The sequence below is a fragment of the Streptomyces sp. NPDC051677 genome (genome assembly GCF_044453465.1).
Classification (GTDB): domain Bacteria; phylum Actinomycetota; class Actinomycetes; order Streptomycetales; family Streptomycetaceae; genus Streptomyces.
Window position 1 is genome coordinate 79,155 of record NZ_JBITCT010000041.1, and the last position, 24,022, is coordinate 103,176.

Annotated in this window: 22 protein-coding genes, 1 rRNA gene and 1 pseudogene; 5 read left to right on the forward strand and 19 right to left on the reverse strand. The window is 69.9% G+C overall.

The window, feature by feature from the left end:
- Nucleotides 1-61 precede the first annotated feature (61 nt).
- A complete protein-coding gene (locus tag ACIBAF_RS36485; RefSeq protein ID WP_399468795.1) occupies nt 62-1,060 on the reverse strand; it encodes a helix-turn-helix domain-containing protein in 999 nt (332 codons plus the stop codon).
- Between the two features lie 273 nt (nt 1,061-1,333).
- Nucleotides 1,334-1,776, reverse strand: a pseudogene (locus tag ACIBAF_RS36490) (ATP-binding protein).
- A 142-nt stretch (nt 1,777-1,918) separates the two neighbouring features.
- Here ACIBAF_RS36490 and ACIBAF_RS36495 point away from each other — a divergent pair.
- Together ACIBAF_RS36495 and ACIBAF_RS36500 are read left to right on the forward strand one after the other, a co-directional pair.
- Nucleotides 1,919-2,761, forward strand: a complete 843-nt coding sequence (locus ACIBAF_RS36495; RefSeq protein WP_399468798.1) for a helix-turn-helix transcriptional regulator — start codon at nt 1,919-1,921, stop codon at nt 2,759-2,761.
- Nucleotides 2,758-2,961 carry a DUF397 domain-containing protein gene (locus ACIBAF_RS36500; RefSeq protein WP_399468800.1) on the forward strand — a complete coding sequence of 68 codons (204 nt, stop codon included), beginning with the start codon at nt 2,758-2,760 and terminating at the stop codon, nt 2,959-2,961. Before ACIBAF_RS36495 ends, ACIBAF_RS36500 begins: the two co-directional genes overlap by 4 nt.
- A gap of 111 nt (nt 2,962-3,072) precedes the next feature.
- On the opposite strand, the gene ACIBAF_RS36505 is transcribed toward ACIBAF_RS36500, so the two are convergent.
- From ACIBAF_RS36505 to ACIBAF_RS36535, 7 genes are all read right to left on the reverse strand, one after another.
- Nucleotides 3,073-5,751 carry a KGGVGR-motif variant AAA ATPase gene (locus ACIBAF_RS36505; protein WP_399468802.1) on the reverse strand — a complete coding sequence of 893 codons (2,679 nt, stop codon included), beginning with the start codon at nt 5,749-5,751 and terminating at the stop codon, nt 3,073-3,075.
- Nucleotides 5,752-5,756: 5 nt separating this feature from the next.
- Nucleotides 5,757-6,158 (reverse strand): hypothetical protein, encoded by a 402-nt coding sequence (locus ACIBAF_RS36510; protein ID WP_399468804.1) that lies wholly within the window; start codon nt 6,156-6,158, stop codon nt 5,757-5,759.
- Nucleotides 6,159-6,312: 154 nt separating this feature from the next.
- Nucleotides 6,313-8,019 (reverse strand): uroporphyrinogen-III synthase, encoded by a 1,707-nt coding sequence (locus tag ACIBAF_RS36515; RefSeq protein ID WP_399468806.1) that lies wholly within the window; start codon nt 8,017-8,019, stop codon nt 6,313-6,315.
- Complete coding sequence (gene hemC / locus ACIBAF_RS36520) at nt 8,016-8,975, reverse strand: hydroxymethylbilane synthase (protein ID WP_399468808.1); 960 nt, start codon at nt 8,973-8,975, stop codon at nt 8,016-8,018. Before hemC ends, ACIBAF_RS36515 begins: the two co-directional genes overlap by 4 nt.
- A 5-nt stretch (nt 8,976-8,980) precedes the next feature.
- Nucleotides 8,981-10,720, reverse strand: coding sequence for a glutamyl-tRNA reductase (locus ACIBAF_RS36525; RefSeq protein ID WP_399468811.1), 1,740 nt, complete (start codon nt 10,718-10,720; stop codon nt 8,981-8,983).
- The gene (locus ACIBAF_RS36530) at nt 10,717-11,481 is read right to left on the reverse strand and encodes a redox-sensing transcriptional repressor Rex (protein ID WP_399468813.1); all 765 of its coding nucleotides are present in this window, start codon (nt 11,479-11,481) and stop codon (nt 10,717-10,719) included. Before ACIBAF_RS36530 ends, ACIBAF_RS36525 begins: the two co-directional genes overlap by 4 nt.
- A gap of 272 nt (nt 11,482-11,753) precedes the next feature.
- The gene (locus ACIBAF_RS36535) at nt 11,754-12,026 is read right to left on the reverse strand and encodes a glutaredoxin family protein (protein ID WP_399468815.1); all 273 of its coding nucleotides are present in this window, start codon (nt 12,024-12,026) and stop codon (nt 11,754-11,756) included.
- A 102-nt stretch (nt 12,027-12,128) separates the two neighbouring features.
- Between ACIBAF_RS36535 and ACIBAF_RS36540 the strand changes: the two genes are divergently transcribed.
- The 3 genes from ACIBAF_RS36540 to ACIBAF_RS36550 all read left to right on the forward strand — a co-directional run bounded on the left by ACIBAF_RS36540 (nt 12,129) and on the right by ACIBAF_RS36550 (nt 15,704).
- Nucleotides 12,129-13,076: an HAD family hydrolase gene (locus ACIBAF_RS36540; RefSeq protein WP_399468817.1), complete on the forward strand. Its 948-nt coding sequence runs from the start codon at nt 12,129-12,131 to the stop codon at nt 13,074-13,076.
- A 354-nt stretch (nt 13,077-13,430) separates the two neighbouring features.
- Nucleotides 13,431-14,210 carry an ECF subfamily RNA polymerase sigma factor, BldN family gene (locus tag ACIBAF_RS36545; RefSeq protein WP_079660635.1) on the forward strand — a complete coding sequence of 260 codons (780 nt, stop codon included), beginning with the start codon at nt 13,431-13,433 and terminating at the stop codon, nt 14,208-14,210.
- 246 nt (nt 14,211-14,456) lie between these two features.
- Nucleotides 14,457-15,704, forward strand: a complete 1,248-nt coding sequence (locus tag ACIBAF_RS36550) for a DUF5667 domain-containing protein (RefSeq protein ID WP_399468821.1) — start codon at nt 14,457-14,459, stop codon at nt 15,702-15,704.
- Nucleotides 15,705-15,784: 80 nt separating this feature from the next.
- Here the strand turns inward: ACIBAF_RS36550 and ACIBAF_RS36555 are convergent, their stop codons facing one another.
- From ACIBAF_RS36555 to rrf, 10 genes are all read right to left on the reverse strand, one after another.
- Nucleotides 15,785-16,858: a lysophospholipid acyltransferase family protein gene (locus ACIBAF_RS36555; RefSeq protein WP_399468825.1), complete on the reverse strand. Its 1,074-nt coding sequence runs from the start codon at nt 16,856-16,858 to the stop codon at nt 15,785-15,787.
- Between the two features lie 14 nt (nt 16,859-16,872).
- Nucleotides 16,873-17,946: an NAD-dependent epimerase/dehydratase family protein gene (locus ACIBAF_RS36560; RefSeq protein ID WP_399468827.1), complete on the reverse strand. Its 1,074-nt coding sequence runs from the start codon at nt 17,944-17,946 to the stop codon at nt 16,873-16,875.
- Between the two features lie 321 nt (nt 17,947-18,267).
- The gene (locus tag ACIBAF_RS36565) at nt 18,268-18,366 is read right to left on the reverse strand and encodes a 30S ribosomal protein bS22 (RefSeq protein ID WP_003948845.1); all 99 of its coding nucleotides are present in this window, start codon (nt 18,364-18,366) and stop codon (nt 18,268-18,270) included.
- A 155-nt stretch (nt 18,367-18,521) separates the two neighbouring features.
- Entirely contained in the window at nt 18,522-18,734 is a 213-nt protein-coding gene (locus ACIBAF_RS36570; RefSeq protein WP_004984898.1) for a helix-turn-helix domain-containing protein, read from the reverse strand.
- A gap of 145 nt (nt 18,735-18,879) precedes the next feature.
- On the reverse strand, nt 18,880-19,695 hold the full coding sequence (locus tag ACIBAF_RS36575; RefSeq protein WP_399468830.1) for a phosphatase: 816 nt from the start codon (nt 19,693-19,695) through the stop codon (nt 18,880-18,882).
- A 223-nt stretch (nt 19,696-19,918) separates the two neighbouring features.
- On the reverse strand, nt 19,919-21,091 hold the full coding sequence (locus ACIBAF_RS36580; protein WP_399468832.1) for an acetoin utilization protein AcuC: 1,173 nt from the start codon (nt 21,089-21,091) through the stop codon (nt 19,919-19,921).
- Complete coding sequence (locus ACIBAF_RS36585; protein WP_399468834.1) at nt 21,042-22,295, reverse strand: MFS transporter; 1,254 nt, start codon at nt 22,293-22,295, stop codon at nt 21,042-21,044. The genes ACIBAF_RS36580 and ACIBAF_RS36585 overlap by 50 nt, the downstream gene beginning before the upstream one ends.
- 102 nt (nt 22,296-22,397) lie before the next feature.
- Nucleotides 22,398-23,129, reverse strand: coding sequence for a VC0807 family protein (locus tag ACIBAF_RS36590; protein WP_399468837.1), 732 nt, complete (start codon nt 23,127-23,129; stop codon nt 22,398-22,400).
- Nucleotides 23,130-23,221: 92 nt separating this feature from the next.
- Entirely contained in the window at nt 23,222-23,866 is a 645-nt protein-coding gene (locus ACIBAF_RS36595) for an HAD family hydrolase (protein ID WP_399468839.1), read from the reverse strand.
- Nucleotides 23,867-23,939: 73 nt separating this feature from the next.
- Nucleotides 23,940-24,022: ribosomal RNA gene (gene rrf, locus ACIBAF_RS36600) — 5S ribosomal RNA — on the reverse strand; the annotation flags it as partial.

Below are 24,022 nucleotides of genomic sequence, written 5' to 3' on the forward strand. Positions count from 1 at the left end.
GTTCCTCGGGAGAGGTGGGAGTCGGCGGAGGTCTGCGGCTGCGGCTGCGGCTGCGGGGGACTCAGACGGTGCGGACCGGCAGTTCCGGGGAAGCTGCCGCTCTGCGCGCACGGCAGTCCCGACAGCACTTGTCGGGCGCAGACTTCCGGAAGACACGCGTACAGCCGCCCACGCAGTCCGTCCAGGGATCCGACCAGGGGTCCGGCGGGGTCCACGCGGAGTCGGTCGGCGGGGTACCGGGAAGATCGGCGTACGGCGGAAGCGCGGGCAGGGGCGGCGGGAGACCTTCCCGGAGCCGGTACGCGAGGAACCCGGCGGGAGACGTCAGAGGGACGGGAACGTCGGCGGTCATGGCGTGGATCACGGCGGCCCGAGAGGCACCGTTGTCTAACCAGCGCACGAGGGCGGGGGTGAGGCTCTCCACGTCTTTCCGGGAGAGCGTGAAGCGGTCGTCAATGCGGCGCAGGCCCGCGAGCAGGGCGAACGCCTTGTCGTGGTGCTCACTGCTGGACGGCCCCTGTTCGGAGGGCTCGGACGGAGACGACGGAGTCTCTTCGGGGACGGGGTCGCCTGCTGCCTCGCTTCCTACGGCTTCCGCGACCGCGACCTGCGCGGCCGGGGTGACGCAGGCGACGATGGGGGCGGGAACGACCGGCTCGTCCCGTACCTCGGTCGCCTCCGCCCGCCTTCGGGAGAGCGCCGGGGCGTTGTGCGCGTACGTCCGCGTGATGAAACGGCCCCCGTCCGTGCGCTCACGCACCCGCTCCAGGTAGCCGTGCGTCTCCAGTTCCCGCAGGGCGAAGGCGATCCGGTCGCGGCCCTCCGGGAAGCGGTCGGCGAGGCTGCGGATGTCGACCGGAGCGCGCTCCGGCAGCGACAGGATGTGAGTGGCCAGTCCGATGGCCGTCAGTGACAGCTCGCGGTGCTGAGCGAGGTGGTTGCCGATGATCGTGTAGTGGCTCGACTGGTACGCACGTACGTGGGTGACACCGGAGTGGGTGGTGCTCCGCCGAACGCCCGGTGTCGGGCGGGGCGCAGCGATAGGCTTCGTCACAGCCATAGGGAAGTTGTTGCCTTCCTCGATGGTCAGGCCCTCGCACTGGGATTGCCGTCCCGGCGGGGGCCGATGCATGTGTGGGGTTGTTCGTGCCGAACGTGCACGGCGGGACGACGCACACGCCAGCCACAACGGCCCGTTTCACCCACCCGAGTGACAAACACGGGGTTTGGTTTAGTTGGAAGGGTTTTTTTCCCGGTTTCTTTGATCTTTTACCGCCCACAGCACCGGCCTTCCCGCCACCGGGTCCCGTGTTCCCGGGCTCCGGACGGGAGTTCACCGGGGTGGGGCGAAATCCAGTTCCGTCCACACGGTCTTGCACGGCGCCGGCCCGGACCGCACACCCCACCGGTCGGCCAACTTCTCGACGAGCAACAGCCCGTAGCCGGACTCCGCGAGGGCGTCGCCGCCGCTTGTGCTGGGGCGGGCAGATGCTCCCCGCGGGTGTCCGCGACCTCGATGCGCAAGGTCCCGTGCCCGACGACGGAGAGCGTGAGGCGAAAGCTTCGGCCGGGAACGCGGCCGTGCAGGGCCGCGTTCGCGGCGAGTTCGGCGACCACGAGCCGGGCCGGGTCCAACGGCGCTCCCCAGGCGCTGAGTTGCTCGGCCGCGAGAAGGCGGGCGAGTCGGGCGCCGCGCCGGGTGGCGGAGAGCGGCACGGAGAAATGGTGGAGCGGGGCGCACACGATTTGTTGATTCACGTCACTCAGCGTGTCCACGTGTACGTAACCTGTGAAGCAGGGTGGCCCGTGCGGAGGGCGTCTGTCCGCGTGGCGTCCGGATCCGTCCGGGCCGTACGGGGTGACGGGGCGCGGACACCCGGGGTTGGGCCGAAAAGGGCGCAGCGGGAGGACAGCGGACATGAGCGAGCGGGACGCGGAACCGGAGGTCGACGAGGAAGCCGGCGCGGTGATGAGGACCGTGCAACGTCAGCTGAAGCTGTGGCGCGAGTCGGCCGGCCTCACCCAGGCCGAGTTCGGGGCGGCCATCGGGTACGGCGAGGAACAGGTCTCCTCGGTGGAGCGCGGGCGGCGGATTCCGCGCCCCGAGTACCTGGACCGCGCCGACGAGGTCCTGTCGGCGGGCGGCAGGATCGCCGCTCTGAAGGAGGACCTGGCGGAAGTCCGGTACCCGAAGAAGGTGCGGGATCTGAAGAGGCTGGAGGCGGACGCGGTCGAGCTGTGCGCGTACAACAACTCGGTGATCCATGGGTTGTTGCAGACCAAGGAGTACACGCGGGCCATCTTCGACGTACGTAGGCCCCCCTTCACCGACGAAGAGGTGGAACACCAGATCGCGGCGCGCCTCGCGCGTCAGGAGGTCCTCGATCAGACGAAGGAACGGCGGGTCTTCAGCTTCGTCCAGTGCGAATCGACGCTTCGCAGGCCCATCGGGGGCAAGATGGTGATGCGACAGCAGCTCGAACGACTGTTGGAGGTGGGCCAGCGGCGAAACGTGGACCTCCAAGCCCTTCCGCCCGACCGTGAAGAGAACTCCGGAACCGACGGTTCGTTCAGGCTCCTCAACCTCAAAGACGGATCCACCGTCGGGTTCAGTGAGGCGCCTCTCAGCAGCCGAGTGATCACCGACCCCAAAGAAACGACGGTCCTCGACATCCGCTATGGCGTCATCCGCGCGCAGGCTCTCAGCCCTCGCGAGTCGTTGGCCTTCATCGAAAAAGTACTGGGAGAGACGAAAGCATGACGCTCAAAGCTTCCGCCGCCGACACCGAGTTGCAGTGGATAAAGAGCACCTACAGCACGGCTGACGGCCCCGACTGCGTGGAAGTGGCCGCCGCCCCCGCCCGCATCCTCGTCCGCGACTCCAAGAACCCCCACGGCCCCCGCCTCGCCCTCACCCCCACCACCTGGACGGCCTTCCTGCCGTACGCCTCAGAGCGCTGACGCAGCCAAAGCGCCGCCCGCACCCGTTTTCTCGCGGTGCGGGCCCCATGCGCGTGTCAGTCCGTGATCGGCCAACACGATTCAGGTCACCTAGTGGGTACGTCCCCGTGTTCACAGTCCCCTGACGACACGGGCCCTGCCCTGTGTACGGAAACCAAGAGCATGGCGGTAGATCTCGGGCATCCGGTAGCGCCCGTCGGCGTCCTTCGCGAGGGCCCCCCACTGTTCGAGGGCTTCCACGTCGTCAGGGGAGAGTTCCACATCGGACGCCTCGAACGGCATCTTCACGGAATCCGAGAAAGTCGACATGTGCCGCAGCAGCCTCCCCAAGCGCGCATTCTCCTGGTTGATCTCATCGATCTTCGCCCGGCTGCACGCCCCCAGCGCCCTGCGCATGGCGGCAGGGGTCAGCACACGGTCGGACCAACGGCCGTCGCCCACGGATGCCTTGGCCGCCTCGCAGAGGAACCGCACGACGTCACGGGCCTGGATCTGCTCCTTGAAGTCCGCGAGGGCCGCAGGCACCCACCGCTCGGTCCACGCCTCACGAGAGTTGTCCGTGCCGAGCTTGGCCCCCCACAACGGCAGCAGAGCGTGGACGATCTCGTCGTAGCCCATGTCCGCGATCGGCCGATCCGGTTCGGTCACGGCACGCGCGTTGACCGCCACCCACAGGGACAGCCGCAACGCGTCCTCGGTGTCCCAGCGCAGTTCGTAGGGCGAATAGCGGTCGAGGAACTGTCCGAGATTCTGCCGGATCGCCGTACGGACCAGGTCCTGCCGCACGAAAACCACGAGGCCGAGCGAACGGCTGCGCAGTCGGCGCAACCAGGCCGGCACCTCGATGAGCAGGGTCCGCAGGGCGATGCGCTTGGTTTCCGTCTCGAGGGACTCCAGCCAGTCCTCCAATCCGTCGAGAACGAAGAGGGCACCAACGTGAGTCTCCCTATTCAGGTTGATGAGGAACTCGTCGGCGGGCTCGTCCCGTGCGGCTCCGGCCGCCCACGCCAGGCACTCCAGCCAGCGATCCCGCCAGAACTCCGGGTCGTCCGCTCGGTCATCACGCAGACCGGCGTTGAGGTGGCCGCGGAGCTCGTCTGCGGTGACACCGCATCCGGCCGGCGTCAGGTCGCGCAGGTGCTGCGGTGACACCACGCCTTCCTGCGGATCCGCCATGTTGGCGGGGTCCAGGACGGGCACCACCCTCGCCGATCTCCGGACCCGCTGGTCGTTCTCGGCGGCGAAGCCCTCCCACGACTTCTGGGCGCACATGCGGGCAAAGGTGAACGTCTTGCCGGAGCCCTTGGCCCCCACCACGACCGCCACCGGCAGGTCGGTGCTGTGATCGGCGATCAGTCGGCGTACCGGCTCGGTGGTAAGGAATCCAAGACCGGCGTCCATTCCGCGCCGCTCAGCGAAGACGAGTCGGCCCGCATTGCTCTCCAGAGCGCGTCGGCGAGCGTCCAGCGTGTCCGGTTCCTCAGCAGGCGCGGCGGACGGCGTCGTACCAGGGGCGAACTCCACCAGCAGATCAGGAAGGCCGCAGTGGCGCACGGCCTCCATGACCGCGTCCCAACTCTGCGGCAGAGCAAGCAACTCCTCACGGAACGGACTCAACACCGGTGCGGTCAGGACCTGCTCGTCCACCGCCAGATCATCCGGCGGAAAGTCGTCAGCCGTTGTCGTCGGCAGGACGATGGTTGACGACAACGCGTCCGACAGCCGTGTACGCGCCTGCTCTGCCTGGCCGTCATGGACGTCGAGTCGGTACTGGGTGATGATGGCGCCCGGCGTGGGATCGGTCCCCGCGACTGCCGGTGACTGCAGGCCCAGCTGCCGGATCAACGCTTCGGTGCCCTGGAGCGACTGGCTGCTGATCGTGGTGACGAAGACCCGCATGACCCGAGGGTCCAGCAGAATCGGGGCAGCCAGTTCCGAAGCACCCGCTCGAAGATCGAGCACGACCGTATCCGCCTCGGCGGCGACGGCGAGCGCGGCCAGAGACTCGCTCAGGAAGTACGGCGACCGGTCCTCGGTCAGCAGATCCGCGGGGGCGATCGGCGGCGGGCCGAGTCGCGTCCGCCGGCCGGCCGGCAGGACCGTGACGCATCCTGTACCCGGATACCTCGACACCCGTTGGTTGGGCAGATAGGCCGCGGCGATCTGTACGGCCTCGGTCGGGTCGCCCTGCTGGGCGGAGTGCAGAAGGGCGAGGACGTCCTCGTACGCGATGTCGCAGCGGCCCCCTTGAGCCTGATACATCCAGGTGATGCCGGGTGCCTCCAGATCCGCGTCGACGAGCAACACGTGCTGTCCCTGCAAGGCGAGATGATCGGCCAGCGCCACGGCGTGCAGTGTGCGTCCCACACCGCCCTTGAACGAGTGAAAGGCGATCAGTTGCTTGCCGTCACCGAACTCGGCGGCCTGCGGGCGGGGCAGTGCCTCGCCCAGCTGTCGAGTGACACGGCGCTCCTTGAGCCGGGGGCGACGCGCTACGCGCTCGGGCTGCGCCGCTTCTACCAGCCGGATCTCCAGCGCCTCCGCGGCGTGCGAGCTCGGGCGGTCCAACCCCAGCTCCAGAACCCCGTCGCGCTCCGCCGTCGAACCGAGCCCGAACAGTGCGTCCAACCACTCACGGACCTCAGCGCCACTGATTCCCGGGACAACGGTCAGTTCCAACCCGTCCCACCAAGCATCCGCCTCCAGAAGCCACACGGGCCACTCGCCTTCGACGGCAGCCCCTGCGAGTTGGGAGTCGACATCGACCCAGGTGAAGAGCTTGTCGGCCATAACGCTCAAGTTCCTTTCCTGGCGTCGTTCAGCAGCGACTTCAGAGCTTCCAACGCCGCCTTCTGATCACCCGCCCGCAACTCGGCACCATAACGCCATGCCTCGTGGAGTTGGTGACATTCGATCCAGGTGCCACCCCTGTGCCGACGGCACCTCAACGGGTCCGGGCCCGGCCCCGGGTCCTTAAGGTTCAGGGCCTTGGCCAGGCGGCGCAGGTCGTGCGACCGCAGATCCTGCGGCAGGGCAGCGGTGTCATTGCGGTTCAAGACGCTTCGCAGCAACTCCGCCTTCAAGCCGCACTCCGTCGCGTAGAAAAGCAGCAGTCCGCCCGCCGCCGTCTCCCCCGCCTGCTCCGCGTCCTGCGCCTGCCTCGCCAGCCTGTCGCGGCTGCGGCGCAGCTCGCTCACCCCCACGTCCACCATTCGGCCAGATTAGTGAGCCCAATGGCTGGCCTGGGACGGTTTTCTGGCACCCGTGGGCTCGGCCTATGCCGGAAGGGCGCCCGGAAACGGAACGCGTCCCGTACCGCAGTACGGGACGCGTCGGTCATGCCCAGGGGCCTCAGGTAGCCCGTCGCCGCCGCGCCCCCGGCCTGCGCTCGCTCGGTCGGCTCACCGGATCCCCCGCCTCCTGGGCGGCAGCCCGCCGCCGCAGCCCGAAGTCGGCCAGCGCCTCCGCCAGCGCCTGCACGGACGGCTCCGGAGCCATGACGTCGACCCGCAGCCCGTGCTCCTCGGCGGTCTTCGCCGTGGCGGGGCCGATACACGCGATGACCGTCACGTTGTGCGGCTTGCCCGCGATGCCCACCAGGTTCCGCACGGTGGACGACGACGTGAAGAGAACGGCGTCGAAGCCACCCCCCTTGATCGCCTCCCGCGTCTCCGCCGGCGGCGGCGAGGCCCGCACGGTCCGGTAGGCGGTGACGTCGTCGACCTCCCAGCCCAGCTCGATCAGCCCGGCGACGAGCGTCTCGGTGGCGATGTCGGCACGCGGCAGGAACACCCGGTCGATCGGGTCGAAGACGGGGTCGTAGGGCGGCCAGTCCTCAAGCAGCCCGGCAGCGGACTGCTCCCCGCTCGGCACCAGGTCCGGCTTCACGCCGAAGGCGATCAGCGCCTTGGCCGTCTGCTCGCCCACCGCCGCGACCTTGATCCCGGCGAAGGCCCGCGCGTCGAGCCCGTACTCCTCGAACTTCTCCCGGACCGCCTTGACGGCGTTGACGCTCGTGAAGGCGATCCACTCGTACCGCCCGGTGACGAGCCCCTTCACGGCCCGCTCCATCTGCTGGGGCGTCCGCGGCGGCTCGACGGCGATCGTCGGCACCTCGTGCGGCACGGCCCCGTACGACCGCAACTGGTCGGAGAGCGACACCGCCTGCTCCTTCGTGCGCGGCACGAGCACCTTCCAGCCGAACAGCGGCTTGGACTCGAACCACGCCAGCTGGTCGCGCTGGGCGGGGGCGGAACGCTCGCCGACCACGACTATCACCGGCCGGCCGCCCTCGGGCGAGGGCAGCGCCTTCGCCTGCTTCAGCGTCTGCGCGATGGTCCCGAGGGTCGCGCTCCACGTCCGCTGCCGGGTCGTCGTACCGGCCACCGTCACCGTCATCGGGGTATCGGGCTTGCGGCCCGCCGACACCAGCTCACCGGCGGCGGAGGCGACGGAGTCGAGCGTCGTCGAGACGACCACGGTGCCGTCCGACGCCCCGACCTCGGTCCAGCAACGGTCCGAAGCCGTGCGCGCGTCCACGAACCGGACGTCCGCGCCCTGCGCGTCGCGCAGCGGCACCCCGGCGTACGCGGGCACGCCGACGGCGGCCGCGACACCGGGGACGACCTCGAAGGGAACGCCGGCCGCCGCGCACGCGAGCATTTCCTCCGCCGCGTACGTATCCAGTCCCGGGTCCCCGGACACCGCACGGACGACCCGCCTGCCGCCCCGCGCGGCCTCCATGACAAGATGTGCGGCATCGCGCACAGCGGGTGCCTCAGCGGTTGTTGACGTGCCGTCAACGACCGTCGGGAGGGGCGCGCCCGTGCCCGGAAGAGGGTCCGACGAAGGACCCGCTTCCGCGTTCACGACGGCGACGCCCGGCCTCGCGTGCGTCCGTACGACGTCGAGCACCTCGTGCTCGGCGACGAGGACGTCCGCGTGCGCCAGCGCCTCCACGGCGCGCAGAGTCAGTAGTCCCGGATCCCCGGGTCCGGCACCCAGGAAGGTGACGTGCCCGTGTTCAGGACCGGCGGCTGGAAGAGTGGTGGGGCTCACTGTGCTCGCTCCCCCATCAGACCGGCCGCGCCCTGGGCAAGCATCTCGGCGGCGAGTTCGCGACCGAGCGTCATTGCCTGGTCATGCGTCTCGGGCACGGGACCGGTGGTGGACAGCTGCACCATACGGGTGCCGTCGGTGGTGCCGACGACGCCCCGCAGGCGCATTTCCTTGACAATCTGCCCGTCGGCCAGAAGGTCGGCCAGCGCACCCACAGGGGCGCTGCAACCGGCCTCCAGGGCGGCGAGCAGTGACCGTTCAGCGGTCACGGCGACCCGCGTGAACGGGTCGTCGAGCTCTCCGAGCGCGGCGATCAGTTCCGCGTTGTCCGCGGCACATTCGATCGCCAGTGCTCCCTGGCCGGGAGCCGGCAGAACCGTGTCTATCGACAGGAAGTCGGTGACCTCGTCGAGGCGGCCGATGCGGCTGAGGCCGGCCGCTGCCAGCACCACCGCGTCCAGCTCGCCTTCGTGCACGTACCGGATCCGCGTGTCGACGTTCCCGCGGATCGGCACCGTCTCGATGTCCAGCCCGTGGGTGCGCGCGTACGCGTTCAGCTGGGCCATGCGGCGCGGCGAACCGGTGCCGATGCGCGCCCCGCGCGGCAGGTCGGTGAACTTCAGCGCGTCCCGGGCGACGATCACGTCGCGGGGGTCCTCGCGCACCGGTACGGCGGCCAGGACCAGGTCCTCGGGCTGCCCGGTCGGCAGGTCCTTCAGCGAATGAACCGCGAAGTCGACCTCGCCCCCCGCCAGCGCCTCCCGCAGCGCGGTGACGAAGACACCGGTGCCGCCGATCTGCGCGAGGTGCTCGCGGGAGACGTCGCCGTAGGTGGTGATCTCCACAAGCTCGACGGGCCGTCCGGTCACCTGGCTCACGGCGTCCGCGACCTGCCCGGACTGGGCCATGGCGAGTGTGCTTCGCCTGGTCCCCAGTCTCAGTGCTCTCGTACTCATGCCGCTCATGCCGGCCCTCGGTTCTCTGCGTTCTTCTCGGTGCTGTCCTCGGCCCGGGACACGGCGGCCACCGTCTCCGGGTCGAGGTCGAACAGGGTCCGCAGCGCGTCCGCGTACCCGGCGCCGCCGGGCTCGGCCGCGAGCTGCTTGACCCGTACGGTCGGCGCGTGCAGCAGCTTGTCGACGACCCGCTTCACGGTCTGGGCGATCTCGGCGCGGTGCTTGTCGTCCAGGCCCGGCAGCCGCCCGTCGAGCCGGGCGATCTCGCCGGCGACGACGTCGGCGGCCATGGCGCGCAGGGCGACCACGGTCGGCGTGATGTGCGCGGCCCGCTGCGCGGCGCCGAACGCGGCGACCTCGTCGGCGACGATCCGCCGCACCTGGTCGACGTCGGCGGCCATCGGCGCGTCGGCGGAGGCCTCCGCGAGCGACTCGATGTCGACGAGCCGTACCCCGGCGAGCCGGTGCGCGGCCGCGTCGACGTCGCGCGGCATCGCCAGGTCGAGCAGGAAGAGGACGGGCTCGGGCCGCGCCGGCGTGGCGACGGGCTCGGGCCTGCGGCGCTCGGGGATGCGGCCGACGGTGGCGGCGAGCGCGGCGAGCGCGCTGATCAGCTCGGCGTCGGCCTCGGGGGTGCGGCGGGTGGCGAGGCGCCGGTCCACGGTCGCGTTGTCGACCCAGGCGGCGTGCTGCTCCAGCGTCGCCGCGTCCATGCCGGCCACGGCCGCCTCCCCCATCACGGAGAAACCGGACTGCTGGACGGGGGCCTGCGGTACCGCGGTCTGCGGTGCGGGAGCCAGGCCGAGCGGGCAGTTCTCGTCGGAGCCGACGGAGGCGGGCGGCAGCGGCCGTACGTCCCCGTCCGCGGTCACGGCGTCCTCGGCGAAGGCGACGGGCGCGCCCGTGCGGCCCTCGACGGCCGTCGCGACCGCTTCCGCCGTCAGGACCAGGCCTGTCGCCCCGGTACAGGAGACGGCCACGTCGGCACGTGTCAGCTCGGCCGGCACCGATTCCATCGGTACCGCGCGGGCCGCCACGTCCGTGCCGTCGGCCTCGGTGAGTATCTGGGCGAGCCGCTCCGCCCGGTCGAGAGTGCGGTTGGCGACGACGACCTCGGCGACCCCGGCGCGCGCGAGGGTGGCGGCGGCCAGCGACGACATGGAACCGGCGCCGATGACGAGGGCCCGCTTGCCGCGCGCCCAGTCCCGCACGTCCGCGCCCGCGGCGAACTGCTCCAGGCCGAAGGTGACCAGGGACTGCCCGGCGCGGTCGATGCCGGTCTCGGAGTGGGCGCGCTTGCCGACCCGCAGGGCCTGCTGGAACAGGTCGTTCAGCAGCCGTCCGGCGGTGTGCAGCTCCTGCGCCCGGGCCAGCGCGTCCTTGATCTGCCCGAGGATCTGGCCCTCGCCGACGACCATGGAGTCCAGCCCGCAGGCCACCGAGAAGAAGTGGTGGACGGCGCGGTCCTCGTAGTGCACGTAGAGATAAGGAGTGAGCTCCTCCAGGCCGACCCCGCTGTGCTGGGCGAGCAGCGTCGACAGCTCGGCGACGCCCGCGTGGAACTTGTCCACGTCGGCGTACAGCTCGATGCGGTTGCAGGTGGCGAGGACGGCGGCCTCGGCGGCCGGCTCGGCGGCGACCGTGTCCTGGAGCAGCTTGAGCTGGGCGTCCGCAGACAGCGAGGCCCGCTCCAGCACGCTCACCGGAGCGCTGCGGTGGCTCAGTCCGACGACGAGGAGACTCATGCCGGCATCACGGCGGGTACGTCCCCGTCGGGCCCCTGGTCGGTGGTGTCGTCGCGGCTGACGGCGGTGGGTACGGCGCTGTCGCTCGCCGCGGCCTCCTCGCCGGCCTTGCGCTGCTCGTGGAAGGCGAGGATCTGCAGCTCGATGGAGAGGTCGACCTTGCGCACGTCCACGCCGTCCGGGACGGTCAGCACGGTCGGCGCGAAGTTCAGGATGGAGGTGACGCCGGCGGCCACGAGCCGGTCGCACACCTGCTGGGCGACGCCGGGCGGGGTGGTGATGACGCCGATGGAGACGCCGTTGTCGGAGATGATCTTCTCCAGGCCGTCGCTGTGCTGCACGGCGATCCCGGCTACCTGCTTCCCGGACATCGCCGGGTCGGCGTCGATGAGGGCCGCGACCCGGAAGCCGCGCGAGGCGAACCCGCCGTAGTTGGCGAGCGCCGCGCCGAGGTTGCCGATGCCGACGATGACGACCGGCCAGTCCTGGGTGAGGCCCAGCTCACGGGAGATCTGGTAGACGAGGTACTCGACGTCGTAGCCGACACCCCGCGTTCCGTAAGAACCCAGGTAAGAGAAGTCCTTGCGCAGCTTCGCGGAGTTGACCCCCGCGGCGGCGGCGAGCTCCTCGGAGGAGACCGTGGGCACCGAGCGCTCCGACAGCCCGGTCAGCGCGCGGAGGTACAGCGGAAGACGGGCGACGGTGGCCTCGGGAATCCCTCGGCTACGGGTCGCCGGTCGGTGAGTTCGGCCAGTTGCCACGGTGCTCCTGCGGGTAGAGCGGGGCTGCAGGCGGTCACACGTACCCAGACCGCCCCGTCGACAGCAGGCTATGTCTTTGTGAACGCGTGCACAAAGATGGTGTCCGTTTTGCCCGGCCAACGTGACCGGGGTCACGCACATCATTCCAGGGGGCAAAACCGCCACTCTCCTCGTGAATCCCGCCCCCGAGACAAAACCGCCATCGATCCTAAGCGACGTTCGGTCCGCCCTTGTACTGCTCGGTCAGTTGCCATGCGCCTCGCCTGCGCCTCCTACCCGGCCAGCTCCTTGCGCAGGCGGCTCTCGTCCACCCGCCAGAAGGTGTGCTGCCTGCCGTCCACGAGGACGACGGGGATCTGCTCCCAGTACTGGTCGTGCAGTCGGCGGTCCTCGGCGATGTCCTTCTGCTCCCAGGGCACGCCGAGTTCCGTGCAGACCTTCTCGATCACGCGCTCCGCGTCGTCGCACAGATGACAGCCGGACTTGCGGATGAGGGTGACCACCCGCTCGTGCGGGGCTGCCTTACGTCGAAAGAGGGGACTCATGTCGGCCATTCTCGCGCTCTTTAACTGTGCGGTCGCGGAGAGTTCACACCCTTCAAACCTCTCGACTCCGGAACCACCGAACAGACTGGCTATGCTCACGCCATGGCCGCTCTAGGATGGCTCACTCCCCGTAGGCGCTCCGCCACGGCGCGGAGCGTGTTGGCAGGCGAGGCCTCGGCGGAGGCAGCCCGCAAGTCGACCCAGGAAGCTCAGGAAGCCCTGGAGTCCCAGGAAGCCCTGGACACCGCCGACCGGGAACCGCAGTTCCCGGTGCACGGCGACACGATGGCCGCCGCCTTCTTCGACCTCGACAACACCGTGATGCAGGGCGCCGCGCTCTTCCACTTCGGCCGCGGCCTGTACAAACGCAAGTTCTTCGAGACCCGCGACCTGGCCCGCTTCGCCTGGCAGCAGGCGTGGTTCCGGCTGGCCGGCGTCGAGGACCCCGAACACATGCAGGAGGCCCGCGACTCGGCGCTCTCCATCGTGCAGGGCCATCGCGTCGCCGAGCTGATGTCGATCGGCGAGGAGATCTACGACGAGTACATGGCCGAGCGCATCTGGCCGGGCACCCGGGCGCTGGCCCAGGCCCACCTGGACGCGGGCCAGAAGGTGTGGCTGGTCACCGCGGCCCCGGTGGAGATCGCCCAGGTGATCGCCCGCCGCCTCGGCCTCACCGGCGCGCTGGGCACGGTCGCCGAGTCGGTCGACGGCGTCTACACGGGCAAGCTGGTCGGCGAGCCCCTGCACGGCCCCGCGAAGGCGGAGGCGGTGCGCGCGCTGGCCGCGGCGGAGAACCTGGACCTCTCCCGCTGCGCCGCCTACAGCGACTCGCACAACGACATCCCGATGCTCTCCCTCGTCGGCCACCCCTACGCCATCAACCCCGACGCCAAGCTCCGCAGGCACGCCCACAACCTCGACTGGCGGCTGCGCGACTACCGCACGGGCCGCAAGGCGGCGAAGGTCGGCATCCCGGCGGCGGCCGGCGTCGGCGCTGTGGCGGGCGGCACGGCGGCGGCGATCGCCCTGCACCGGCGACGGCGGTGACGAGCGAGCCACCGCGCACCACGCCGGCGCTGGCGCCGGCGCCGGCGCCGGCGCCAATAGACGGTCGTACCCCCCAGGGCGGCCGTCTATTCGCATTGTCCGCGCACAGCCACAACACGCCCCAGACCACCCCGAAACTCGATCCTTTCCGATCAACAACCGCTCACTCCGCGCGACTTGATAGGGCATCAATCAACCACAGAAGCGACGTAATCGAAGTTTTGAGCAACTCGGTGTAGCAGGGCCTGCACGAAGCGTTATTCTCCTCAGACGCAATCCGGTACCCCTCCTGTCGCTACGACGGGTGAACGGTTCCGCACTGCACGTGATGGAAGCTCTGCCTCTGGGAGTCCCGTGTACCCACACGTCGGGGTTGACACCTCGGGCCTGGCTACGCTGCGCGCAACGGTCGCTACGGTCCAGGACCTGTTGCGCGGCTTCGTCCCCACCGCGTACGCCGTCCCCGCCTTCGCCGCCGCCGCGCCCGTCGGCCCGTGCTACGCACTGGCCGACGGCACCGCCGCGGTCGGCAGACGGGGACGTGCGACCGGCACGGCCACCGCCCGTCGGCCGGCCGCCGACAGCGACAGCGCCCGGATGATGGACCTCGTCGAACGCGCCCAGGCCGGCGAGGCCGACGCGTTCGGGCGCCTGTACGACCAGTACAGCGACACGGTCTACCGCTACATCTACTACCGGGTGGGCGGCAAGGCGACCGCCGAGGACCTCACCAGCGAGACGTTCCTGCGCGCCCTGCGCCGCATCGGAACGTTCACCTGGCAGGGCCGCGACTTCGGCGCCTGGCTGGTCACCATCGCCCGCAACCTCGTCGCCGACCACTTCAAGTCGAGCCGCTTCCGGCTCGAGGTGACGACCGGCGAGATGCTCGACGCCAACGAGGTCGAGCGCTCGCCCGAGGACTCCGTCCTGGAGTCCCTCTCCAACGCCGCGCTCCTGGACGCCGTCCGGCGGCTCAACCCACAGCAGCAGGAGTGCGTGACGCTGCGCTTCCTGCAGGGCCTCTCCGTCGCCGAGACCGCGCGCGTGATGGGCAAGAACGAGGGCGCCATCAAGACGCTCCAGTACCGGGCCGTCCGCACCCTCGCCCGGCTCCTGCCGGAAGACGCCCGCTGACCGGACCGGCCCGGAGCCCACTGCCGGTCATCCCCAACTCACCTTCAGTGAAAGTCCGTTGCCTTCCCGAGCCGATCACCAGCCGTCCGTAACCCAAGTGCCGCGCCAGTCGTTGTGCGGGATACAGGCTCCCTGTGGTCACGTCCCGGCCGACCCCGATCACTCGATCGTGTGGAATCGGCCCGGGGCGTGCAACCCTCAGTACCCCAAGGGAGTCGACCGTCATGACGAGAGGAGGTGCCGCCAGTGATCGCGAACGTATCGGCGCACCGGCGGGCGAACGCCTTCGCCCAGGCCTTGGAGGAGCAGTCCGACTGTTCCCCCGAGGGCACGGCGGCCGAGCAGACCGAAGGATCACCGCCGGCACCGGCCGCTGCGGACCAGACCGGACAGGGCCGTCTCCTGGCCCTCGCCACGAGTCTCGCCGAGCTGCCCAAGCCGGAACTCGATCCCGAGGTCAAGGTCGTCCAGCGGGCCCAGTTGGTCGCCGCAATGGAGGCCATGCTGCAGGCGGGCACCGCGGGAGGCGAGGCGGCGGACCCTTCGGTGCCGGAGCAACGCTCCCACCGGGCGAGGGGCACGCACCGGGCCAGTCCGTTGGGCAAGTTCCGACCGCGTTCCCGCCTCGCCAAGGGCCTCACCGCGGGAGGCCTCAGCGTCGGCGTCGCGGCGGGCGCCTTCGGCGGAGTCGCCGCCGCGAGCTCCGACGCCCTCCCCGGTGACGGGCTCTACGGGCTGAAGCGCGGCATCGAGGACTTCAAGCTCAACTACCTGTCCGACGGCGACGACGAACGCGGGCGGACCTACCTCGACCAGGCCTCCACCCGGCTGAGCGAGGCCCGCCGGCTCATGGAACGGGGCCGCAGCGGCGACCTCGACCACGAGTCCCTCGGCGAGATCCGCCGCGCCCTGAACGGCATGCAGCACGACGCGACGGAAGGCCACCGCCTCCTCCACGAGGCGTACGAACGCGACCCGAACTCCCTGGGCCCCATCCAGGCCCTCGACGCGTTCTCCCGCTCACACCGCGAGGCCTGGGGCGCCCTCCGCGACCGCCTGCCGGTCCAGCTCGGGGACGTCAGTCAGCAGGTGTCGTCGGTGTTCGAAGCCATAGACCAAGAGGTCGCCCCGCTGCAGTCCCTCCTCCCGCAGCCTCCCGCCCAGGGCGGCAGCGGCGCCCGCCACGGCTCGGGCTCGACCTCCCCCGGCGCCTCCGACACCGGCCGCTCGACCACCCCCGGCGGCACCGGCCAGGGCACCTCCGACGGCACCGGCGGCAGCACCTCCGGCAGCCCCAGCAAGTCGGCCACCTCCGGCACGACCGACGACGGCCTGCTCGGCGGCAACACCGGCGGCCTCCTCGACCCCCCGAAGGACGCCGGCACCACCGTCCCGACCCCCGCCCTCCCCAGCACCCAACCCGACGTCACCCTCCCGCCCCTCCTCCCAGGCCTCCTCCCAGGCCTGGGCATCGACAGCGAGGACGCGGAGTAAGCCCGTCCGTCATGGCGGTGGGGGCGCCCCTCTCACGAGGAGCGCCCCCACCGCCATGACGACGAAAAGCACCGGAACCGTCAGAAGAACACCGATCGCCGCTGCACCAGCAGCTTGTACAGGGTGTGCTGGATCTGTTCGCGGACCTGGTCCGTCAGGTTGAACATCAGCATCGGGTCCTCCGCCGCCTCCGGCGGATAGCCGTCCGTCGGGATCGGCTCACCGAACTGGATCGTCCACTTCGTCGGCAATGGAACGGCGCCCAGCGGGCCCAGCCACGGGAAGGTCGGCGTCAGCGGGAAGTACGGGAAGCCCAGGACCCGGGCGAGGGTCTTGGCGTTGCCGATCATCGGGTAGATCTCCTCCGCCCCGACGATCGAGCACGGGATGATCGGAGCGCCCTGGCGCAGGGCCGTGGAGACGAAGCCGCCCCGGCCGAACCGCTGAAGCTTGTAACGCTCGCTGAAGGGCTTTCCGATGCCCTTGAAGCCCTCCGGCATCACCCCGACGAGTTCGCCCTGGCCCAGCAGCCGTTCGGCGTCCTCCGCGCACGCGAGGGTGTGCCCGAGCTTGCGGGCCAGCTCGTTGACGACCGGCAGCACGAAGACGAGGTCGGCGGCCAGCAGCCGCAGATGCCGGTCCGCCGGGTGGTGGTCGTGGACGGCGACCTGCATCATCAGGCCGTCCAACGGCAGCGTCCCGGAGTGGTTGGCGACGATCAGCGCGCCCCCCTCGGCCGGGATGTTCTCGATGCCCTTCACCTCGACCCGGAAGTACTTGTCGTACACCGGCCGCAACAGGGACATCAGGACCTGGTCGGTCAGCTCCTCGTCGTAGCCGAAGTCGTCGACCTCGTAGTCGCCCGTGAGACGCCGGCGCAGGAAGTTCAGCCCGCCCGCGATCCGCCGCTCCAGGCCACTGCCCCCGCCCTCACGCGCCTGTTCCGCACCCGTCACAGGAACATCATCCTGCCCAACCGCCCTGGTGGGCAGGGGCTGGACCTCACCGACCTCACCGGCCTCGCCGATCTCCCGGACCGGCGCGGGCTCGCCGTTCTTGCGCCGGCTCCCCATGCCCCGGCGCCGCGGCGGCCGCGCCACGGCGCTTCCCCGGGTCCGGTCGTCGTCGAACGGAATGACCTTGGCGTCCGCCATCGTTGATGCGCTCCTCAGTTGGCGCTCGGCGTCGGGGGGTGAGCCGGGGCGTGCCCGCCGCCCGGCAGCGGCAGAGCGGCGATCCGGTCCACGGCCCCGGCGACGGCCTCGGGCGGCAGGAGCCCGGGGCCGTGACTGCGCGCGAAGTCCGCGAAGGTCTCGGCCGTCGTGTACCGCGGCGTGAACCCCAGCGTCTCGCGCATCTGGTCCGTCGACACGACCCGGCCGTGGGTGAGCAGCCGGATCTGCTCGGGCGAGAAGTCCGTCATGCCCAGCGTACGCACCAGGGACCCCGCCCAGGTGACGGCGGGCAGCAGCAGCGGCACGGTGGGCCGCCCGAGCCGCCGCGAGCACTGCGACAGCAACAGCACCCCGTCCCCGGCGATGTTGAAGGTGCCGCTGTTGAGCGTGCCGCGCTCCGGCTCGTGCGAGGCGATCCGCAGCACGTCGATCACGTCGTCCTCGTGCGCGAACTGCAGCCGCGGGTCGTAGCCGAACACGGTGGGCAGCACGGGCAGCGAGAAGTACGAGGCAAGCGGCGTCTCGGCGGTCGGCCCCAGGATGTTGGCGAACCGCAGCACGCACACGGCGACGTCGGGCCGCCGCCGGGCGAACCCGCGCACATACCCCTCGACCTCCACGGCGTCCTTGGCGAAGCCGCCGCTGGGCAGCGACTTGGGCGGGGTCGTCTCGGTGAACACGGCGGGATCACGCGGCGCGGACCCGTACACGTTGGTGGAGGACTTGACGACCAGTCGCTTCACGCTCGGCGACTTCTGACAGGCGCCCAGCAGCTGCATGGTGCCGATGACGTTGGTCTCCTTGACCGTGGTCCGGCTGCCACTGCCCAGCGCCGTCGCCGTCACGTCCAGGTGGACGACCGTGTCGGCGCCGGTCTCGGCGAGAACCCGCGCGATGGTGGGCTGCCGGATGTCGGCCTGGATGAAGTCGGCGCCCCCGAGATGGTGCTCGGGCGGCACCGCGTCCACGGCGATCACCCGGTCGACCCGTGGATCACGCTGGATCCGTCGTACGAACCGGCCCCCCAACTGACGGGCCACTCCGGTAACGAGCACGATCTTCCCCAAGATCAGCGCCTTCCTTCCGTCCTGGAACCGCCCTGGAACCATCCTGGTACCGCTCGGTCACTGCTCGGCCAGCCTGCCGTGTTCCCCGCCCGCGGGCCAACTTAGCGGGTCGATGTTGCGCTGTGATGACCGCCCGACGCACGACGACACGACAGCCTTCGGTCGTACGACCAGATCAGCCATGGTGCCAGTCCAGAGGTCCGCACGGCGTTCAACCGACCGCACGACACCCGGACATACGGGTGGCCCCCCACCGACGAACAGTGGGGGGCCACACCACGCCTACGCGGCTCGCGACGGCGAAGAAGTAAGGACGTGCGCTTACTTCTTGTTGCGACGCTGAACGCGCGTGCGCTTGAGCAGCTTGCGGTGCTTCTTCTTGGCCATCCGCTTGCGCCGCTTCTTGATAACAGAGCCCACGACTACCCTCGCTCACTTCTCATCACTCGGTGCTGGGCGCCATGGGCCCATACGACCTACGAGGGGCTAGCCTACCCGCCCGAGCGCTGAGGTCGTAATCGAGGCGGATCGGGGAGATCCGGAAGTGCCCTGAGGATCCCCCCGGCCCACCGTCGTCAGGCGGTTTCCACCCCCACATAGCTCTCGCGGAGGTACTCGTGAACCGCTTGCTCGGGGACGCGGAAGGACCGCCCCACCCGGATCGCGGGCAGATGACCACTGTGCACCAGCCGGTACACGGTCATCTTCGACACTCGCATCACCGAGGCGACTTCCGCCACGGTAAGGAACTGAACCTCGTTCAGAGGCCTCTCGCCAGCTGCAGCCATGACACACCTGAACCTTCCGCACTCGACTCGACGGCCACCGGCTTCCCCTTCCGGTGACTCTTCGTCGCTGCGTGCTCACTCCCCAATGTAGGGGCGGGTGATGCGAGTGGGGAAGAGGTGCACCCATCGCATACCTATCGCAGGCCTACTGTGACAGACACGCTCGATTGAGTACGTAGCGGGTAAGCGGCCTGTAGTAACCCGACCGCACACCGTCATCAAGTGGAACGACCACGGACACCACCCCCTCGGCCTCGCCGACGAACAGCGAGGGGTCGTCGGTATCGGCCAGGCCGATGGCCTCGAACCCCAGCTGACCTGCCCCGCAGACCCACCCGTGGTCCCCGATGACGAGCTCGGGCAGCCGCCCCGCCCCCTCGGCCGCCGCGTCGAGGGCGACCCGAACCGGCAGCGGCGAATGACTGTGCACACCCGTCGCACAACCGGCGCGTTCACCCCCGGCCTCCCGGACGACCGCGACTCCCCGTACGTAGTCCAAGGTGTGCGTGCGTAGACCGAACCGGGTCGTTATGTCGACACAGTGACCCTGCGCCGGGGTGAGAACTTCACATCCCGCCGCCGACAAAGCGTCCGCAAGAGCGGCGTAGAACCCCAGCAACCGATGCGGGTGCCCGGTGCCGAGCAGCACGGCGGCACCACGCTGGGCTACCGAGGCGAGCCGATCCGCGAACGCGTCGAGCGCGGCCACCGTCCGCCCGGGGTCGATCACATCATGCCCGGACACGCATCCAGGATCGGCCGAAACCCCACACTTGTCCGCCATCAACGCGATCAGATCCCGCTGCCCCCAGCTCCATTCGGGATCAAGCCCGATCAACACCCGAGGGTCCCGAGCGGCGAAGAGCCGATAACTCCGCAGACTCTCCTCACGGGAGGTCGCCACCACCCCGGCCAACCGCGCAGCAATCAGATGCGCCCGAATCCCCCCGGAACTCAACACGCCAGCGATGCTGACGGACGGAAGCGGGGACCGGGACGGAAACAGGGGAACACCGCACAGTTGGCGTAAGCCTTCCAGCCCGTCCGGCGCCTTCCAGCCCGTCCGGCGTTTGAGGACGAGGCCTCTTCAGGGCCGATACGGGGGTCCAGGGGGCAGAGCCCCCTGAGGATGGGACGGGTAGGGGCGGCGGGGGCGAAAAAGGGATCCTCCCGCCCACGCACCCCTAAGCCAGCAGCCCCCGCAGGGGAAACACCGCCCGCCGAGCAGCCAGCACAGCCTGATCCAGCCGATCAGCAGGGTCGTACCCCGCCTCCCACCCGGCCCACTGCACCGGCCACCGCCCATCAGTCATCCGCACCGGCCCCAACTGCCGAGTACGAGCGAAGACCTCCTGCCGCCACCCCTCAGGAATCACCGTCTCCGGAGCCACCGGCACCCCCGCCGCCACCCCCACCAAGTGCGTCCACGACCGCGGCACTACATCCACCACCGCGTATCCACCCCCGCCCAACGCGACCCACTTCCCCCCGGCGTACTCGTGCGCCAGCTCATGACAGGCCACCTGCACAGCCCGCTGCGCATCAAGAGACACCGCGAGATGAGCCAGCGGATCCTCGAAGTGTGTGTCGGCCCCGTGCTGGGTCACCAGCACATCGGGCCGAAAATCAGCGATCAGCTCCGGCACCACGGAGTGGAACGCCCGCAGCCACCCCGCGTCCCCGGTCCCCGCCGGCAGAGCGACGTTCACCGCCGACCCCTCCGCCCCCTCCCCACCGGTCTCCTCCGGCCACCCGGTCTGCGGGAACAACGTACGGGGATGCTCGTGCAACGAGATCGTCAGCACCCGCGGGTCCTCCCAGAACGCCGCCTGCACCCCGTCCCCGTGATGGACGTCCACATCCACGTACGCGACCCGCTCGGCCCCCAGTTCCAGCAGCCGGGCGATCGCCAACGACGCGTCGTTGTAGATGCAGAACCCCGACGCACCCCCCGGCATGGCATGGTGCAGCCCGCCCGCGAAGTTCACCGCGTGCAGCGCCTCCCCCCGCCACACGCCCTCCGCGGCCCCTACCGACAGCCCGGCGATGAGAGCGGACACTTCGTGCATCCCCACGAAGGCCGGATCGTCCATCGTCCCCAGCCCGTACGACTGGTCCGCCGCCCCCGGATCCGCCGACGCCGCCTTCACGGCCTCGACGTAGTCCTGCCGGTGCACGAGCCGCAACGTCGACTCCCCGGCGGGCTTCGCCGTGACGACGTCCACCTCCCGGTCGAGCCCCAGGGCGCCGACCAGCCTCCGGGTCAGATCCAGCCGGACCGGATCCATCGGATGCTCGGGCCCGAAGTCATAGCCCGTTACTGCCTCGTCCCACATCAGCTGTGCGCGGCCGCTCATGCCCGCCACCGTATCGGTCCGGTTGAGCCGCGAACGACCGGGCGTACACCAACGTCACCAGCACCAACACCATCGGCACCACCATCGCCCCCCGATAGGTCCAGGCGTCCCCCAGCGCCCCCACCAACGGCGAACCGATCAAGAAGCCGACGTAGTTGAAAATGTTCAGGCGCGCGATCGCCGCATCCGAAGCCCCGGGGAACAACCGCCCCGCCGCCGCGAACGTCTGCGGCACCAGCACGCACAGGCCCAGCCCGACGAGCGTGAACCCGAGCATCCCCACCCAGGCCCCGGGCGCGCCCGCCACCACCGCGAACCCGCCGGCCGCCACCAGCGCCCCCACCCGCACCACAGCCGCCGCCCCGAACCGCCGCACCCCGAAGTCCCCGATGGCCCGCCCGACCAGCGTGGTCACCATGTAGATGTTGTACGGGACGGTCGCCAGCTGCTCCGAGCTCCCCAGCACGTCCTGCAGATACTTCGCACTCCAGTTGGAGACGGTCGAGTCCCCGATATAGGCGAAGGACATCACCAGACACAACGGCAGCAGAACCTTGAAGACGACACCCCCACCGCCACTCCCCGCCGCACCGCCACTTCCCGCCGTGCCGTCCTCGACAGCCCCACCTTCCTCGCCGCCCCGGTCGACCCCGTCGACATACCACCGGCTCCCCACCAGCGCGGCCGGCAACAGCACGGCCACCACCGGCAGATACGACACCCACAACGCGAGATGCCAGTGCGCCCCCACCCACGCCAGCGAGGCCCCCACGATCCCGCCCAGGCTGTACACGGCATGGAGACTCAGCATGATGCTGCGCCCGTACGCCCGCTGCAGACTCACCCCGAGCATGTTCATCGAGGCGTCCAGCGCCCCCACGGCGAGCCCGAACGCCGCCAGGGCCACCCCCAGCTGGACCATCCCGCGCCCCGCCCCGACCCCGAGCAGCGCCAGCAGCACGACCGGCTGGGACCAGCGCAGCAGCCGGCTGGGCGGTATCCGCTTCACCAGCTGCTCGGTCGTCACGCTCCCGACCCCGGCCAGGACGGGCACCGCGGCGAGGAAGACGGGCAGCAGCCCGTCCGACACCCCGTACCTGTCCTGGATGGCCGGGATCCTCGTCACCAGCAGCGCAAAGGCGGCCCCCTGCGCGAAGAAGCTGAACGCCAAAGAGGCCCTACCGCGCCGCAGCACTTCTGTCATGGCGGCGAGCGTAGGGCCCCTGCGTACTCGTGGGTAGATCCAGCCAAAGATGAATTCTCTTCAGCTTTCCCGGCGGCACTGGCGTCACGGCGGCAACCGGGGTTACCGGGCGAGGACGACCTCGGCCATCTCGACCTGGGCTTCACCCTCGGCCTCCCCGATCTCCCCTGCCTCCCCGGCCTTCACTTCGGCACGGAGCATCGCCTCCATCGGCCCGGCGCCGAGCGCCCCGCCGACCACGATCGCCATTCCGATCGCCACCACCATCACCACGGACCCCAGCCACACCATGGTGTCCACCGGCACCGTGTACGCCCCCACAACCCGCAGCACGCACTCGGCGAGCAGCACCGCACCCCACACGATGGAGAAGGCCCGCTCCCGCCGCCGGAAGTCCGCGGACGCGGTCGCCACACCACTCTCCAGCCGCTCCCAGGCGGCCTCCTTGACCGCGTCGCTCTTCACCAGGAACGGCTTGAGCCCGGCGGTCATCATCGGCCGCCCCAGCGCCACGGAGACCAGGATCCCGATCCCGACCGTGCTGCTGATCCCGCTGTCCTTGGCCAGCATCAGCCGCGGATCCCCGGAGACGAAGCTGAGCACCAGCCCGACGACGTTGACGACGAGGATGAGCCCGGCCAGCCCGTTGAGCGTCCGCTCCCGTACCGCACTCCACACGGTCCGCCCGGCCGGCACAACGCTGCTCCAGGCGAGAGCGGCGAAGGTGCTCATCCCGAACGCACCCTTGAACAGGTAGTACGACCCGAGCGGCACCGCCACGTCCAGGAGGAGCGGAGCGAAGGCGTTCTGCTTCTTGTGCTGGTTCGTCGTCATGTCCTCAGCTTCGCCGCCGGGAGGGGTCTCCCAGTAGAAACGAACGTCCGGAGCTACGCATGACAAATGTCAGCCCGCCACCCGATCGTCCGTCAGATCAGCAGGTCAGCCAACTCGCCCATGTCGGTGAAGAGTTGAGTGGCTCCTGCGAGCTTCGCGGCCGGAGTCATCGCCGTGAACCCGAGGACGTCCATCCCGGCCGCCACAGCCGCCTGCACGCCCAGCGGGCTGTCCTCCACGACCACACACCGCCCTGGCGCCACTCCCATCCGCTGGGCCGCGTACAGGAACAGATCAGGGGCCGGCTTCCCCTTGCCCACGTCCTGTGAGCTGAAGATGCGGGCGTCCTCGAACCATCGGTCCAGCCCTGTCGTCCGATGCCCCACCCGAATCCGCTCATGACTCCCCGACGAGGCCACGCAGTACGGCACCCCGTCGGCGGCCAGCTTCGCGAGGACGTCCACCGCACCCGCCACGGGCTCCAGTTCCCGCTCGAAAGCCGCGAACACCCGCCGGTGGAACGTGTCGTCGAACTCCGCCGGCAACCGTTCCCCCGTGCGCTCCTCGACCAGCTCGTGGATCCGGTGCATGGCGGATCCCATGTAGTCCCGGATGGATTCCTCGTAGGAGGTGGGGTGCCCGAGCTCGGACAGATAGGCGGCCAGCAGCCTGTTGGAGATCGGCTCACTGTCCACGAGGACGCCGTCGTTGTCGAAGATCACCAAGTCGTAGCGCATGACTCGACCCTAAACGAGTCCTGAACGCAAAAAGGCCCACACCGATTTACGGTGTGGGCCTTTTTCAATATTTGTTCGGCGGTGTCCTACTCTCCCACAGGGTCCCCCCTGCAGTACCATCGGCGCTGTAAGGCTTAGCTTCCGGGTTCGGAATGT